At 44.8% G+C, this 14,202-nt stretch carries 16 protein-coding genes; 7 read left to right on the top strand and 9 right to left on the bottom strand.

Features of this window, described 5'->3' with window-relative positions; all coding sequences use genetic code 11:
• Positions 1-259: 259 nt before the first annotated feature.
• Positions 260-604, top strand: coding sequence for a hypothetical protein (locus tag G9X62_RS06300; protein WP_223129894.1), 345 nt, complete (start codon positions 260-262; stop codon positions 602-604).
• A 77-nt stretch (positions 605-681) separates the two neighbouring features.
• On the opposite strand, the gene G9X62_RS06295 is transcribed toward G9X62_RS06300, so the two are convergent.
• Positions 682-1,071: a Dabb family protein gene (locus G9X62_RS06295; RefSeq protein ID WP_223129893.1), complete on the bottom strand. Its 390-nt coding sequence runs from the start codon at positions 1,069-1,071 to the stop codon at positions 682-684.
• Positions 1,072-1,097: 26 nt separating this feature from the next.
• On the opposite strand from G9X62_RS06295, the gene G9X62_RS06290 reads away from it, so the two are divergent.
• The gene (locus tag G9X62_RS06290) at positions 1,098-1,775 is read left to right on the top strand and encodes an NAD-dependent epimerase/dehydratase family protein (protein WP_223129892.1); all 678 of its coding nucleotides are present in this window, start codon (positions 1,098-1,100) and stop codon (positions 1,773-1,775) included.
• A 52-nt stretch (positions 1,776-1,827) separates the two neighbouring features.
• On the top strand, positions 1,828-3,348 hold the full coding sequence (gpmI, locus tag G9X62_RS06285) for a 2,3-bisphosphoglycerate-independent phosphoglycerate mutase (RefSeq protein ID WP_223129891.1): 1,521 nt from the start codon (positions 1,828-1,830) through the stop codon (positions 3,346-3,348).
• 449 nt (positions 3,349-3,797) lie between these two features.
• Here the strand turns inward: gpmI and G9X62_RS06280 are convergent, their stop codons facing one another.
• Positions 3,798-4,118: an FtsB family cell division protein gene (locus G9X62_RS06280; protein ID WP_130895766.1), complete on the bottom strand. Its 321-nt coding sequence runs from the start codon at positions 4,116-4,118 to the stop codon at positions 3,798-3,800.
• 4 nt (positions 4,119-4,122) lie between these two features.
• The gene (gene eno / locus G9X62_RS06275; protein ID WP_223129890.1) at positions 4,123-5,400 is read right to left on the bottom strand and encodes a phosphopyruvate hydratase; all 1,278 of its coding nucleotides are present in this window, start codon (positions 5,398-5,400) and stop codon (positions 4,123-4,125) included.
• Between the two features lie 93 nt (positions 5,401-5,493).
• Here eno and G9X62_RS06270 point away from each other — a divergent pair, with 93 nt between their 5' ends.
• Positions 5,494-6,204 carry a thioredoxin domain-containing protein gene (locus tag G9X62_RS06270; RefSeq protein ID WP_315857599.1) on the top strand — a complete coding sequence of 237 codons (711 nt, stop codon included), beginning with the start codon at positions 5,494-5,496 and terminating at the stop codon, positions 6,202-6,204.
• Here the strand turns inward: G9X62_RS06270 and G9X62_RS06265 are convergent.
• Entirely contained in the window at positions 6,185-7,156 is a 972-nt protein-coding gene (locus G9X62_RS06265; RefSeq protein ID WP_223129888.1) for an aldo/keto reductase, read from the bottom strand. The two genes, G9X62_RS06270 and G9X62_RS06265, sit on opposite strands and share 20 nt — an antisense overlap.
• A 256-nt stretch (positions 7,157-7,412) precedes the next feature.
• Between G9X62_RS06265 and G9X62_RS06260 the strand changes: the two genes are divergently transcribed.
• Positions 7,413-7,766 carry a LytR/AlgR family response regulator transcription factor gene (locus G9X62_RS06260; protein ID WP_223129887.1) on the top strand — a complete coding sequence of 118 codons (354 nt, stop codon included), beginning with the start codon at positions 7,413-7,415 and terminating at the stop codon, positions 7,764-7,766.
• 160 nt (positions 7,767-7,926) lie between these two features.
• The gene (locus G9X62_RS06255) at positions 7,927-8,070 is read left to right on the top strand and encodes a hypothetical protein (protein ID WP_223129886.1); all 144 of its coding nucleotides are present in this window, start codon (positions 7,927-7,929) and stop codon (positions 8,068-8,070) included.
• A gap of 57 nt (positions 8,071-8,127) precedes the next feature.
• Here the strand turns inward: G9X62_RS06255 and rsmG are convergent, their stop codons facing one another.
• From rsmG to G9X62_RS06230, 5 genes are all read right to left on the bottom strand, one after another.
• A complete protein-coding gene (rsmG, locus tag G9X62_RS06250) occupies positions 8,128-8,754 on the bottom strand; it encodes a 16S rRNA (guanine(527)-N(7))-methyltransferase RsmG (RefSeq protein ID WP_223129885.1) in 627 nt (208 codons plus the stop codon).
• Between the two features lies 1 nt (position 8,755).
• Entirely contained in the window at positions 8,756-9,976 is a 1,221-nt protein-coding gene (locus tag G9X62_RS06245) for a tetratricopeptide repeat protein (protein WP_261345495.1), read from the bottom strand.
• Positions 9,960-11,516: an Rne/Rng family ribonuclease gene (locus G9X62_RS06240; protein ID WP_223129883.1), complete on the bottom strand. Its 1,557-nt coding sequence runs from the start codon at positions 11,514-11,516 to the stop codon at positions 9,960-9,962. The genes G9X62_RS06245 and G9X62_RS06240 overlap by 17 nt, the downstream gene beginning before the upstream one ends.
• Positions 11,517-11,806: 290 nt before the next feature.
• The gene (locus G9X62_RS06235; protein WP_223129882.1) at positions 11,807-12,652 is read right to left on the bottom strand and encodes a tetratricopeptide repeat protein; all 846 of its coding nucleotides are present in this window, start codon (positions 12,650-12,652) and stop codon (positions 11,807-11,809) included.
• A 28-nt stretch (positions 12,653-12,680) separates the two neighbouring features.
• Positions 12,681-12,974: an HU family DNA-binding protein gene (locus tag G9X62_RS06230; protein ID WP_130895757.1), complete on the bottom strand. Its 294-nt coding sequence runs from the start codon at positions 12,972-12,974 to the stop codon at positions 12,681-12,683.
• Positions 12,975-13,117: 143 nt separating this feature from the next.
• On the opposite strand from G9X62_RS06230, the gene mutY reads away from it, so the two are divergent.
• Positions 13,118-14,173, top strand: a complete 1,056-nt coding sequence (mutY, locus tag G9X62_RS06225) for an A/G-specific adenine glycosylase (RefSeq protein WP_223129881.1) — start codon at positions 13,118-13,120, stop codon at positions 14,171-14,173.
• Positions 14,174-14,202 lie beyond the last annotated feature (29 nt).

Below are 14,202 nucleotides of genomic sequence, written 5' to 3'. Positions count from 1 at the left end.
TTTCTGGGCTTTAATGGCACTATTGTGATGAAATAAGCTCGAGCCACTCAGGCGGCTTTTCAGGTATTGACAGAAAGTGTCAAAAGGCGAAAAGTCCTCTCATTGCCTCGAACTTATTTTCACTTTTCCCCTTTGGAACGATTATCAGTTTATTAAAGGGTAATATCCAAAAAATGGGTTACATTTATCCATGCAACCACTAAACATCAAACTATACGATTTAGCTCGTGCTAAATTGCACCTAAATGACACCGACGCAATGGATTTTGTATCGAGTATTCACGAACTGCAAGATCACCGATTTGAAAATCTGGTGACGAAAGAATACTTGGATCAAAAACTTATAGGGATAACCGAAAAGTTAAATCAATTTGATGATAGAATTAACCATCTAGACCTCAGCATTAATGATAGAATTAACCATTTAGAACTTAGCATTAATGATAGAATAAGTAATGTTGAAATACGACTTTCAGAGAAAATCATCAATCTAGACACTAAATTATCGGAAACTAAATTTGATATCCTAAAATGGATGTTTCTATTTTGGGCAGGTCAAATGTCCATCACAATTGCGATCGTACTGATGTTTATCAAAAAATAATCCACTGACTAAGTCCGCAAGGCGACTAAGCGAAGCGTGACGACTAAATCGCGAAGCGATGACTAAGCCGAAGGCGACTACAAAGCCTCCGAATCAATCACCTGAACTTTTCCCCAAAGGTGCATGTTATCCTGAATGAACTTCTTGTGGAGTGGGTGGTAGAGGTATTCTTTCTCTTTTTCGGCGCTGTCGAAAACAAGGACTACCGAAAAGGTGTAACTTGCTTCTGTTACGGATTTGTCAAAATCGGTGACGATGGGCTTGCCTACGTGGGCTGAGGCTATCATCGGGAGGGTGCCTAACGTTTTTAGGGCGCGGTAGAGTTGATCGGTTTCGGTGGTGGAGGTTGGGTTTTTGGCCCAAAACAACACATGATGTATAAAGGTCATTTTCGTTGAAGGTTCAGCTGATGCCACAAAGGGCAAGGTCGAGGCTAGGGCGATGAAATCGCGGCGGGAGGTTGACATAGGTTTAATATTTTTTCAATTCTACGATGGAAAATCCACAAATCAAAGTGATTGTGACCGGGGTAACCGGGATGGTGGGCGAGGGCGTGATGCTAGAGGCGTTGCGTTCGCCGTTTGTGAAAGAGGTTTTGGCGATTAGTCGCAAGCCGTCTGGACATAAACACCCGAAACTAAAAGAGTATTTCTTATCCGATTTCTACCATCCGGAAGAAATCAAAGAGGTGGTGAAAGACTACGATGCGTGCCTATTTTGCCTCGGAGTTTCGTCCGTGGGGATGAAAGAGGAAGAGTTTAGGCGCAAAACCTACGACTTGACTTTGGGTTTTGCGGCGCAAATGCCAAAACACATAAGCTTCAGCTATATTTCCGGGATGTCTACGGACAGCACCGAAAAGGGTTCGATTATGTGGGCGAGGGTGAAGGGGAAGACGGAAAATGATCTAAAAAAGATGGGTTTTCGAGATTCGTATTCGTTTAGACCGGGGTATTTGCAGCCGATGAAGGGGAATAAATTCACCTTGAAATACTATAAATACATCGATTGGATGTATCCGTTGCTGCTTTTGGTGGCGGGGAAGACGGCGTCTACTTTGGAAGAATTAGCGAAGGCGATGATCGAGGTGGCTGCCTTTACGACCGAGAAGAAGACGATCGAGGTGGTGGATATCAAGGCTTTGGCAGAACAAATGAGCAATAGAATCTAGGCAAATTGCCTAGAAATGGGTAATTTCGTGGTGAAATGTAATACAATAAAAGATGGATAAGAAAGTAGTTTTAATGATCTTAGATGGCTGGGGCATCGCAACAAACCCCAAAGTTTCCGCAATCGACGCGGCCAAAACGCCATTTATTTCTTCGCTTTACGGCAAATATGCGCACTCAAAATTAGAAGCATCCGGTTTAGCAGTAGGCTTACCAGAGGGCCAAATGGGCAACTCGGAAGTGGGCCACATGAACTTAGGGGCTGGCCGCGTGGTCTACCAAAACCTCGTTCGCATCAACAAAGCAGTCACTGAAAATACCTTGGGCCAGGAGCCTGAATTAGCGAAAGCATTCGACTACGCTAAAGCTAATAACAAGTCCGTCCACTTCATGGGTCTTGTGTCCGATGGTGGCGTTCACGCGCACATCGAGCACTTGAAATCCTTGCTTTCGACGGCGTCAGAGGCAGGTTTGGGCAAAGTTTTCGTCCATGCTTTCACGGATGGCCGCGATACGGATCCCAAATCAGGTCTGAAATTCATGACCGATTTATACCAACACACCTTAAAAACCAACACGCAAATCGCCTCAGTAACGGGTCGTTACTACGCGATGGACCGCGATAATCGCTGGGAGCGGGTGGCTTTGGCCTACAAAGCGATGGTTAACGGCGAAGGAACTCCTTCTTCCGATGTGTTGAAATCTATCGAAGAAAGCTACGCGGCTGGTGTAACGGACGAATTCATCCACCCAATCATCATGACCGATGCTTCAGGTGCTCCAGTTGGCAATATCCAAGAGGGCGACTTAGTAATCTGCTTCAACTTCCGCACCGACCGCGGCCGCGAGATCACACAGGCTTTAACGCAGCGTGATTTTTCTGAAGAGGGTATGCACAAATTGAATTTGTACTACTTGACGATGACGGAATACGATAAAGAATTCCAAAACGTCCACGTGATCTTCAACGACTCTAACCTTCCAATGACGATGGGCGAGGTCCTAGAGGGCGCGGGTAAAAAACAAATTCGCATCGCCGAAACCGAAAAATATCCACACGTTACGTTCTTTTTCTCTGGTGGCCGCGAGGCGCTTTTTGAAGGACAACAAAACATCCTACGCAACTCCCCAAAAGTCGCCACCTACGATCTTCAACCCGAAATGTCTGCCGCAGATCTTCGCGATGCGTTGATCCCAGAATTAGAAAAAGAGGAGGTAGACTTCGTCTGCTTAAACTTTGCTAATCCTGACATGGTAGGCCACACAGGCGTTTTCTCTGCAGTAGTTAAAGCAGTCGAAACGGTAGACGCTTGCGCTGAGGCAGTAGTTACAGCTGGTCTAGCCCACGGCTATTCCTTCATCATCATCGCCGACCACGGTAACGCGGACGTTATGATGAACGAAGACGGCTCACCAAACACGGCACACTCAACAAACTTGGTTCCATGTATTTTAGTAGACAACGACTTCAAACCAACGCTTCGCGATGGTAAACTAGGTGATGTGTCTCCTACGATCTTGAAGATGATGGGCGTGGCTCAACCGAAAGAGATGACGGGGGTGGCATTGTTTTAAATTGAAAAGCTCCGCTTTTCGATTTAAAATAAGTCGACTAGAAGTCGCCCTGCGGGCTTAGTCATGCCGACTGCGTCGGAGTCATCGCTACGCAATCTAGTCGCCTTCGGCTTAGTCATTGCTTCGCAATTTAGTCGCCCCTACGGGGCTTAGTCGCAACTACGACGCCTTAGTCCGAAAGGGCCTTGAAGCGCTCCTAGGGCACTAAATGGTTAAAATACTTTCAAGGCACTAAATGGCTTTTTCGCGTATTGACAAATTCTGTCAATACCTGGAATGTCGCCTGAGTGCCTCGAAGTTTATTTCACACTTTATTGGGTTTGGGGGCCGGAGAGGAAGATTCGACAAAATCCACGCTAAAAATCGCCTGCGGCGATGCCACTTTTGAACTTTGAGCTTTGCTCTTTGAAATTTGAAATAAAAAAGTCCAGCATTTCTGCTGGACTTTTTTATTTTTCAATCGGTTGATTCTCCTGATCTACTATCACGAAGACATCCTCGGATGGTCGCTTCATGAAATACTTTTCGCGAGCGTATTTTTCTAACAACGCTGGATTGCCCATCACGGCAGCACGCTCCTGTTTCAGCTCTTTTAACTTGTGCCGATAGTATTCGTGTTCTGCCTTCAGGTCTGCCAATTCGGTGTAGAGTCTATATTGGACCGAAAGATCGTTTGTATCTAATACGAACATCCAAACCAACAAAACGGAGGTGGAGACGTAATAGAAACGATTTGGCCCTAAAAATAAACTACGTACGCGATCGAGCATAGAATTAGAAATTCAAACCTGGGAAATATGCGTTAGCACCTAATTCCTCCTCAATGCGAAGCAATTGGTTGTATTTAGCCATACGGTCAGAACGAGACGCAGAACCAGTTTTGATTTGGCCTGTGTTCAATGCTACTGCTAAGTCAGCAATCGTAGCATCTTCAGTCTCTCCAGAACGGTGTGACATGATGTTTTTGTAGGAGTTGCGTTTCGCTAAGTTAACGGTGTCGATCGTTTCAGTTAATGAACCGATTTGGTTAACTTTTACTAATACTGCGTTTGCAACGCCTTTTTCGATACCTTGTTGTAAACGCTTCACGTTCGTTACGAATAAATCGTCACCTACTAATTGGCATTTAGAACCGATCAATTTCGTTTGCTCAGCCCAACCTGCCCAATCGTCTTCAGCCATACCGTCTTCGATTGAAATGATTGGGTATTTGTCAGCCCAAGTCTTCCAGTAAGCAGCCATCTCCATTGAGTTCAATTGCTTTCCGTCAGATTTTTTGAACGTGTAAAGACCTGTTTTCTCATCATAGAATTCAGATGCAGCCGCATCCATAGCGATGAAGATTTCTTCGCCTGGCTTATAACCTGCTTTTTCGATTGATTGCAATACGATTTCGATGGCCTCTTCGTTCGACTTGATGTTTGGTGCAAAACCACCTTCATCACCTACGTTAGTAGAATATCCTTTGGACTTCAACACACCTTTCAATGCGTGGAAAACCTCCGTACCCATACGTAAAGCTTGAGAGAATGACTCCGCTTTCGCTGGCATAACCATGAATTCTTGGAAGTCAATCGAGTTATCCGCGTGAGAACCACCGTTTAAGATGTTCATCATCGGAACTGGTAATGTGTTTGCGTTAACGCCACCGATGTAACGGTATAAAGATAAACCTGCTTCTTGCGCCGCTGCTTTCGCAACCGCCATAGAAACACCTAGGATCGCGTTAGCGCCTAATTTACCTTTGTTAGGAGTTCCGTCTAATTCGATCATGATGTTATCGATCATGTTTTGCTCAGACACTTCTAAACCCCAAAGTTCTTCAGCAATCGCCGTATTCACGTTTTCAACTGCTTTTAAAACACCCTTTCCTACGTAAACTGATTTGTCTTCATCACGAAGTTCTACTGCCTCGTGGATACCTGTAGAAGCTCCAGATGGAACTGCTGCACGTCCAAAAGCACCGTCTTCGGTCTTAATGTCCACCTCAATTGTTGGGTTTCCGCGTGAATCTAAAATTTGTCTTGCGTGTACATACTGTATTGCACTCATCGTATAATATTTATTGTGAATAAATGAATTACTATTTTATTGCATAAATTGCCCTGCAAATTAACGCTTTTTTGCCTAATTCCGTATTAACAGATGATAAAAAGTATTTCGACATGCCTAGCGATGGCCATCGTATCCCTACTGAGCCTCAACACGTTCGCTCAGAATGTAGACGTGGATACCTTCGAAAAGAAGATCAAAGAGACGCCGAATGCTTATTTGCTGGACGTACGGACTTCGGGGGAATTTGGAGGAGGACATTTGCCAAAGGCGATGAACATCGACTTTCGTTCCCCAGATTTCAGCGCCAAGGTCGCGCAACTTTCGAAAGATAAACCGGTCTTAATCTATTGCCTTTCGGGCGGGCGTTCTGCCCAAGCGGCGGAGCAAATGCGCGCGGCTGGTTTTCAAGTGACCGAAATGAAAGGGGGCTATTTGAAATGGACGACACGTCTGAAGCCACTAGAGGGAGTGCCCGATGTGAAGCATGATGCAGCTTGGAATTTGGCCGACTTCAAAAAAGAAATCGCTTCATCTGACGCCATTGTGGTTGATTTTTATGCCAAATGGTGTGCGCCCTGCCTGAAAATGATGCCCATCGTCGATAAATTATCTGAAGAATTCAAAGGTCGCGTGACGGTCTTAAAGGTCGAAGCAGACGGCAACCAGGCCATCATGCAGGCCTACGGAATAGACGAAATCCCGAGTTTCATCGTCTTCTCCAAAGGGGAGTTGATCACTAAAACATCGGGATTCCGAGAAGAGGCCGCGTTAAAAGAGCTTTTTACTGCGACCAAGAAGTAGGCTGACGCTCCCAACGGTGCGCGCGTAACTCCTCTACTAAATCTTTAGATAGACCTTGTCCATCCGAAGTGGCAGTATTACTTTCCACATGCTTGATTTTACGCATACCTGGAATGATCGTACCCACATCCGGGTTAGAAAGAATGAATCGCAAGGCCATTTCAGGTAAATCCATTCCTTCTGGGAGCAGTGGTTTCAACGCATTCGCGTGATCCACACTCGAAATCAAATTCTCCGGAACGAAATAAGTCGAACGCCAGTCATTTGCAGGGAAGGTCGTTTCATAGGTCATCAAACCTGTCAAACTTCCCTCATCAAAAGGAACGCGCGCAATCACACCCACATCTAATTTCTTACATAGTGGGAATAATTGGTCTTCTGGGTTTTGGTCAAAAATATTGTAAATCACCTGCACCGAAGAAATCAATCCGGTTTCCAAGGTCTGCAAGCAATTATTAGGCTCCCAACGGTTCACCGAAACTCCCCAATGAGCTACCTTTCCTTCTTTAGTCAATTTCTCCACCGCCATTTTCCACTCATCACAATCCGCCCACGCATCTTCCCACACGTGAAACTGTTGCAAATCAATTTGCTCAACCTTTAGATTGCGCAAACTTTTCTCCGTGTATTCCACGATATGATCAGCTGGAAAGCAGTCTTCGATTTTGAAATGAGACTTCGATGGCCAGGTAAAGTTTTTGGGCGGAATCTTCGTCGCAGCATAAAGCGTTGTTTCCTTGTGACGTCGTAAAAGCCATCCCAAAATCTCCTCGCTCTTACCTTCAGCATAGCCCCAAGCGGTGTCAAAAAAATTGCACCCAATTTCAACCGAACGGTCCAAAGATTTATTGACTTCCTCAATATCAGATCCGGTCCAACCGGCTAATCCCCACATGCCATACCCCACTTCACTCACTTGCCAGTTCGTCCGGCCAAATCGTCTTGTTTTCATAGTATCTAGTTAATGCTCAAAAATAAGCAAAATATTCGTTTCCATTACCCCGTATACTACGTGAAAGAGTTGTTTCGGACTTTATTTTAGACTCCCATAACCGACATTAACCTTCAATAATATATGTAAACTATCATTTATCCACCGGTTAATAAATGAAATAATCACAATAATAGTCAATAACGCAAATAACCTAATTATAATTACTATCCCCCTTAACTCAGCGTAGATTTGTACTACCATCTGTTCCCAATTTATGACAGTAACCATTAGAAAAGAACAAAGCTGCACGCTGGTAATAGGCGATCAAACCATTTGCATTAAAGACATTCTTCGTATCGAAGGTGAAGGAAACTATTCGAAGTTTCACATGCAAGATGGGTCTAAAATTATATCTTGTCGCACGCTTAAATACTTCGAACCCTATTTGTTAGAGCGTGGATTTATCCGCCCATCTAAGTCAGCGATTGTGAACATGAATGCGATTCAAGCGATTGATTTCAATATCCACAAAAGCATTCGATTAGTGAACCAACACCAGGTGACGATTTCGCGTAGACAGATTAAACCGTTGAAGGATTTGTTTAAAGCTGCTGCGCAGCAGTCGTAGCCGCGGAGCGGCTTTGCCAAAGCACAAAGAATAAAGCACAAAGCATAAAGTCGGAATCGCCTGCGGCGAATTATAGTAATTGTGCCTCTTCGAGCCCCAAACCCAATAAGGTGTGAAATAAACTTCGAAGCACTCAGGCGACTTTTCAGATATTGACAGAATGTGTCAATACGCGAAAATGCCATTTAGTCCATTGAAAGTATTTCAACTCATTTGTGCCATTGGAGCACCTCAGGGCTATATTGGACTTAATCCCTACGGACTGAGCGACGCAGTCGTGACCAAGGCGCAACGCGTCGACTAAATCGCGTAGCGATGACTAAGTCCGCAGGGCGACTAAACGACGCAGTCGTGACTGCGCCTACAGCGGCACATGCACTAACTTCTTCGTCTCAAAGAAGTCTTCCTTGAAGCTTTTGGAAATATGATAGACCTTGTGCTTTCTTCCAAATTCCTGCAATTCCTCTTGTAAATCTCCGCCTTTTAGGCAAAGCAGGCCATTCTTCACATCATGGTAGCTGTTAAGGCTAATCTTATTCTTCACCCAACCGAAGAAAGGCAGCAGACGCGTCACCGCGCGAGATACAACGAATTCAAATTCGCCGTCCACATCTTCGGCACGACCGTGAGTGGCTTGGACATTTTTCAATCCTAGGGCTTCTGCGACGCCTTGAACTACTTTGATCTTCTTACCGATGCTATCCACTAAATGGAAATTTACCTCGGGGAATAGGATGGCTAAAGGGATGCCCGGGAAGCCGCCGCCGGTGCCTACGTCCAAGATTTCGGTGCCTGGTTTGAAATCGACAAATTTGGCGATCGCTAAGGAGTGTAATACGTGGTGCAGCATCAAATTATCAATGTCTTTGCGGGAAATGACATTGATTTTCTCATTCCACTCCGTGTACAAGGGGAACAGCTGCTCGAATTGAGCTAATTGCTGCTCGGTGATGGAGGGGAAATACTGTTTGATGATGGCTGCTTTCATGTTATCGTTTTTTGCGTCTAGCTTTCTTAGATTCTGAAAGCAATTTCTTTGCCTCGGTGTGTTGAGGGGACTTTTTATCTGCACTTTCTAATACTTCTTTGCAGAAGTCGACGGCTTCGTCGTAATGCTGTTGTTGATAGGAAATGCGGGCTAATCCTAAGACGGAGGCCCAATAGTAACCAGAATCGGTAGCGTCTGTCTCCTTCGTGAAGGCCATGCACTGCTTGAAATAGCGCATCGCATCCGCGTGATCGCGGTTCACATACAAGGCGTAATAGCCTAAAATATAACTTGCATAGCGACCTGAGGTTCCTTCGTAGCCTATTTGGTGCTGTTCGATGCGGCGCAAGATTTCCTTACAAAGCGAGGTGGCTTCCTGAATATTTCCATTCATATAGGCCGAGCGGGCATAGGCACGGTGGAAATAAGGATTGTCTGGAAAGGTTTCGGAGGTGTATTTGGCCATTCCGTAGGCCTTCTCGTTCATATTTTCGATGCCGTAAATCTGCAATAGGAAGTAGCGGGCTTCGGTCCGGGTGTAGAAAGCTTGATAGCTTACCTTCTCTAATTGAGCAATCCCTTGCGATTTGTCTGCCTTTGGGAAAAGCCATAAGACAGGGCGCAAAAGGGGAAAATTCTGCTTAATGAAGAAGTAATAGTAGTTATACAGGCCATCGCCGAACATCAATTCCGGGCTGAAATCAGCGAAGTTGCGAGAATATTCGAGGTATTTGAGGGCGTTTTTAGCGGCCAAAGTCGCGCGCGTCCAGTGCTTGCGTTCTGCGTGCAGGCGGCCTTTGAAGCCGTAAGCGGCGGCCATGAAGAAGGCGGCTTCTGGGTTTTCGGTTTCGTCGTAAATCTTTTCGGCCTTTTCGATACTTTGGTCCATATATTCAATCAAACGATCGTCAAAGACTTCATTCTTTGTGTTAGGCACGATTTTCCACCATTGCATGAGGCCCAAAAGAAAATCAGGCAGCGGATGCTGGGGGTATTTGATCTTTAAATAATTGAATTCGCGTTCAGCTTCCGGGAAATGGAAGTTATACATCTGGTTAATGGCCACGGTGGCCTCCGTCTGAACTTCGGTGGTGAGCAACAGCATTCCTTTGGAACGCTCCTTCTCTGCCTCATCCGCCTTCTTCCACCATTGTGCATTCGAGTTGAAAGCAGGTAGAAGAAGGCCGAAAAATAAGGCTACAATACTAAGATGATATCTCAATTTGATCTCCATTTTGGTTTAAGAATTTAAATTCTGTAATGCCAAATGAGGAATCTTCCATAATCGTAATCCAGGTCTTGTACTTCAAGAACCAGTTCATGCGAATAGAAGGGAAACCTTTCGTGAAATAAGCGCTTAAGAAAGGATGTACCAAAATGGTCAATTTCTTCTCGTTTTGCTTCGTCACTAAATGTTCCAAATGCTGTTCAACAATGTCAGATACCGCGATACTCGCCGTGATACTTCCTGTTCCTCCGCAGCTAGGGCACGTTTCGTGCGTGGCTACGTTCATCTCAGGACGAACACGCTGGCGGGTGATTTGCATCAAGCCAAACTTCGTTAAGGGCAAAATGGTGTACTTCGAACGATCTCCACGCATTTCATCGCGCATGATGTCCTGAATTAACTTGCGGTTATCCGCCTTCTTCATATCGATGAAGTCGATCACGATAATACCGCCCATATCGCGTAAACGCAATTGGCGAGCTACTTCTTTCGCAGCTTCTCGGTTCACACTTAATGCCGTTGCCTCCTGATCTTCTTCTGAATTCGACTTATTTCCCGAATTCACGTCGATCACGTGCAATGCTTCCGTGTGTTCCACGATTAAATAACCTCCACCAGGCAACGAAACCGAACGGCCAAAAAGCATTTTCAATTGCTTTTCAATGCCTAATTGCTCGAATAACTTGGTTTTGCTTTGGTGTAACTTAACAATCTTCTCCTTTTCAGGAGCCACATTGTGTACATAGCCTTTTGCCTCATTGTACAATTCTGGTGTATCAACGATGACATTATCAAAATCATTGTTCAACAAGTCACGTAACATCGAAGTTGCGCGGCTCATTTCTCCAATAATGCGGTCTCCAGCTTTGGCATCCACTAATTTCACTAAACCTTCCTCCCATTTCGCAATGGAATCTTTTAGGTCGCGCTCCATTTCTTCCACCGCTTTGCCTTCCGCCACCGTACGCACGATCACACCGTAATTCTTTGGCTTAATCGAGGTCATCAGCTTTTGCAAGCGATTGCGTTCCGCCTTCGACGTGATCTTCTTTGAGATGTTCACACCGTTCGCAAAAGGAACTAAAACAAGGAAACGACCTGCGATGGAAATATCGCAAGATAAACGAGGGCCTTTAGTGGAAATAGGCTCCTTAACGACTTGAACTAAAGCTAAATGTCCTTTTTGAACAGCTTTCTCGATCTTCCCTAATTTATCAATTTCGGGCTCAAGTTTGAAATTCTCTAAACGGACAACTTTGTTTTTCTTCGTCATCACCTCCCGCGTAAACTTCTGCAGGGTAGGCAAATTAGGACCTAGGTCATGGTAATGCAAGAATGCATCTTTTTCATAACCGATGTCAATAAAAGCGGCGTTCAGTCCTGAAACCAATTTCTTTACTGTGCCAAGATAAATATCTCCTACAGAAAATTGAGGTTCCGACTGTTCTATGTGGTACTCTACTATCCTTTTGTCGTGCAAAAGGGCGATCCGATCCCCCTTGGGAGTCGAATTAATGATTAATTCATTGCTCACAATTTATGTCGAGAAGAAGGGTACAAGGCCTTTTGGCCTATATAGTCTAAATATACAGGAAATTAAACACCAAAAACAGGCCATTTCGAAAAATGCCTGTTCCTGGGTTACCTAAATACAAATTCCAAAAGGGAAAATGGATTTATGAAGACTATTTCTTCTTGTGACGATTCTTGCGAAGACGCTTCTTTCTTTTGTGAGTAGAGATCTTGTGACGTTTTCTTTTTTTACCGCAAGGCATAATGTTAAGAATTAATGTGTTAAATACTTTACGAGATTGACTTTCAACCTCAATGCTCCTGCATTTCTGCAAGCAACTCTTTCGCGGCCTTCTGCTCTTCTGCATCCTTAGATTGCTCTAAAACACGCTTCAGAACCTTCTGAGCCTCTTCTTTTTTATCTAACTGGGCTAAACAAAAACCGAGATTTAACGCGGCTTTATGGTTATTCGGCTCCAGCTTCAATATCTGGGTGAATCGTTCTTGGCCTTTGCCAAACTGATTCGATTTAATCGATAATATCCCTAAATTAAACAGCGCTGGCACAAACGTGGGCTCCTGTTCAATCACTTCGCGAAGTAGCGTAATGCCCTTCATCGGAGTGGGTGTATCTACGTAAGTCATCGCCATGTTCGATTTTACCAGCAAGTTGTTCGGGTCGATGGCCAAAGCCTTCGAGAAGTACATTCTTGCTTTTTCGCCCATTTTACCGCCTTTCTGTGCATTCAAAGCATACGTTTGTGCTTCAAAATACAGCTGACCGGCACGCAAAACGTTCGTCAAACTGGGATGCTGATCCGCATAACTCGCTGCATAAACCGCAGCAGAATCATAATGACTCGCATTCATAAAAGCACGCATCAGATTCTCTAAGGCTTTCACCTGGGAAGCATCTGTCTTAGCCGCTGCAAAAGCCGATTTCAATGCAGAAATCTCTTTTAGCTGCGCCGGAGTCAAAGGAGCAGCATGCTCTTCTTTCTCTGCGACTTTTTCTGTCTTTTCGCTTCCCGCGTCTCGGTTAGCGCCCCCCGAAGGAGTATTTTGTGTCTTTCCCGCCACATTACCTTTCGGTAATTGAAACAATAGGGCGGTTATCCCTAGGCCTACCAGAAGAATGATCAAAAGGTTTTTTTTCATTTTTCTAGACCCTTTTCAGCTCGAAAGCCTATTTAGTGGGGTCAGTACTTGTTTTTACTTGCTCAACAAACACTTTCGCTGGCTTAAAGCTAGGCACATAATGTGCATCGATCGTGATCGCCGTATTCTTTGAAATGTTGCGAGCGATCTTCTGCGCGCGTTTTTTGTTGATGAAGCTACCAAAACCACGAACATAAATATTCTCTTGGTTTGCTAGGTTGTTTTTAACTACTTCGAAAAATGACTCTAACGTTTCCGATACATCTTTCTTATCAATCCCTGTTTTGCTGGCAATCTCAGCAATTACATCTGCCTTAGTCACGTTTGTTAATTTATTAAATGATGATTCTTAGGTAATTACAATTTCCCTTCCGTAAAAGGGACACAAAAGTAACGTTTTTCTCTCAATTCTCTAAAAATTCTTTCGAAATCGGGGTGATTTTTTTCGTAAATTTGATTTCATCCATGCAAAAAAGCCCTTTACATCCTTTTTCGGCCACTATTATGGCCTGGTACGCGGAACACCAGCGCGAGCTGCCTTGGCGGCAAACGAAGGATCCGTATGCGATTTGGCTATCGGAAATCATTTTGCAGCAGACGCGAGTGGCGCAGGGCTTGCCCTATTTTGAGCGATTAATCACCGCTTTCCCCACCGTTCGCGATTTAGCAGAGGCTCCAGAAGCCTCTCTTTTACGGTTGTGGCAAGGCCTAGGCTATTATTCCCGTGCTCGGAATCTCCAAAAAGCAGCCCAAATGGTCATGCGCGACTTTGCAGGCATGTTTCCACAAAGCCATGACGAGATCATTTTGCTTCCGGGTGTAGGTCCCTACACCGCCGCGGCGATTGCTTCTTTTGCTTTTAATGAGGCCAAAGCCGTAGTGGACGGCAATGTATACCGGGTTTTGTCTCGCGTTTTCGCAGTAGAAACGGATATTGCGTCTTCTTCGGCGCGTGGGGTTTTTACTTCTTTAGCGCAGTCGTTGATTCCAACGCAGGATCCAGCGACCTTTAATCAGGCCATCATGGAGTTTGGGGCCTTGCAATGTACGCCGGCGCCAGATTGCTCGGATTGTCCTTTGCGTGTCTCGTGCGCGGCTTTAAGTTTAGGTCGTATAGCCGAATTACCCCTAAAGTCGAAAAAGACGAAGGTTAAAGAGATAGAAATGAATTATCTGGTCATCGAACAAAATGGCCAGCTTTTAGTGCGAGAACGGAGAGAAAAGGGTATTTGGAAGGGATTATGGGAGTTTTATTTGATCGAAGATGCTTGCGATTGGTTGCCTTTTCAGCGCCAAGCATTGAAATCCCCACCCGTTCATCTGTTGAGTCACCGCAAAATCCATTGCGACGCTTGGCATGTTCAAGTTCCTGATAATTTTGAGTTGGAAATTCCGGAAGGATATGGCTGGATGAGCCCCTCAGAGTTCGAGAGCAAAGGAAAACCCGTTTTGCTTTTGAACCTAATAACTGATAATTTAGATTGTCCTATTTTACAAGACATTTCGCCCACGTACCTTTAGGCAATGCAAGGAGCCTTGCTGAGCTAACC

The sequence above is a fragment of the Aquirufa lenticrescens genome (assembly GCF_019916085.1).
GTDB lineage: Bacteria > Bacteroidota > Bacteroidia > Cytophagales > Spirosomataceae > Aquirufa > Aquirufa lenticrescens.
The sequence above is the reverse complement of the archived record's forward strand: the minus strand, read 5'-3'. Positions and strand labels throughout refer to the sequence as shown.

Coding starts and splice junctions, on each gene's coding strand:
- G9X62_RS06300 (WP_223129894.1), top strand. CDS start 260: ATGGATTTTGTATCGAGTATTCACGAACTGCAAGATCACCGATTTGAA.
- G9X62_RS06295 (WP_223129893.1), bottom strand. CDS start 1,071: ATGTCAACCTCCCGCCGCGATTTCATCGCCCTAGCCTCGACCTTGCCC.
- G9X62_RS06290 (WP_223129892.1), top strand. CDS start 1,098: ATGGAAAATCCACAAATCAAAGTGATTGTGACCGGGGTAACCGGGATG.
- gpmI (WP_223129891.1), top strand. CDS start 1,828: ATGGATAAGAAAGTAGTTTTAATGATCTTAGATGGCTGGGGCATCGCA.
- G9X62_RS06280 (WP_130895766.1), bottom strand. CDS start 4,118: ATGCTCGATCGCGTACGTAGTTTATTTTTAGGGCCAAATCGTTTCTAT.
- eno (WP_223129890.1), bottom strand. CDS start 5,400: ATGAGTGCAATACAGTATGTACACGCAAGACAAATTTTAGATTCACGC.
- G9X62_RS06270 (WP_315857599.1), top strand. CDS start 5,494: ATGATAAAAAGTATTTCGACATGCCTAGCGATGGCCATCGTATCCCTA.
- G9X62_RS06265 (WP_223129888.1), bottom strand. CDS start 7,156: ATGAAAACAAGACGATTTGGCCGGACGAACTGGCAAGTGAGTGAAGTG.
- G9X62_RS06260 (WP_223129887.1), top strand. CDS start 7,413: ATGACAGTAACCATTAGAAAAGAACAAAGCTGCACGCTGGTAATAGGC.
- G9X62_RS06255 (WP_223129886.1), top strand. CDS start 7,927: ATGTGTCAATACGCGAAAATGCCATTTAGTCCATTGAAAGTATTTCAA.
- rsmG (WP_223129885.1), bottom strand. CDS start 8,754: ATGAAAGCAGCCATCATCAAACAGTATTTCCCCTCCATCACCGAGCAG.
- G9X62_RS06235 (WP_223129882.1), bottom strand. CDS start 12,652: ATGAAAAAAAACCTTTTGATCATTCTTCTGGTAGGCCTAGGGATAACC.
- mutY (WP_223129881.1), top strand. CDS start 13,118: ATGCAAAAAAGCCCTTTACATCCTTTTTCGGCCACTATTATGGCCTGG.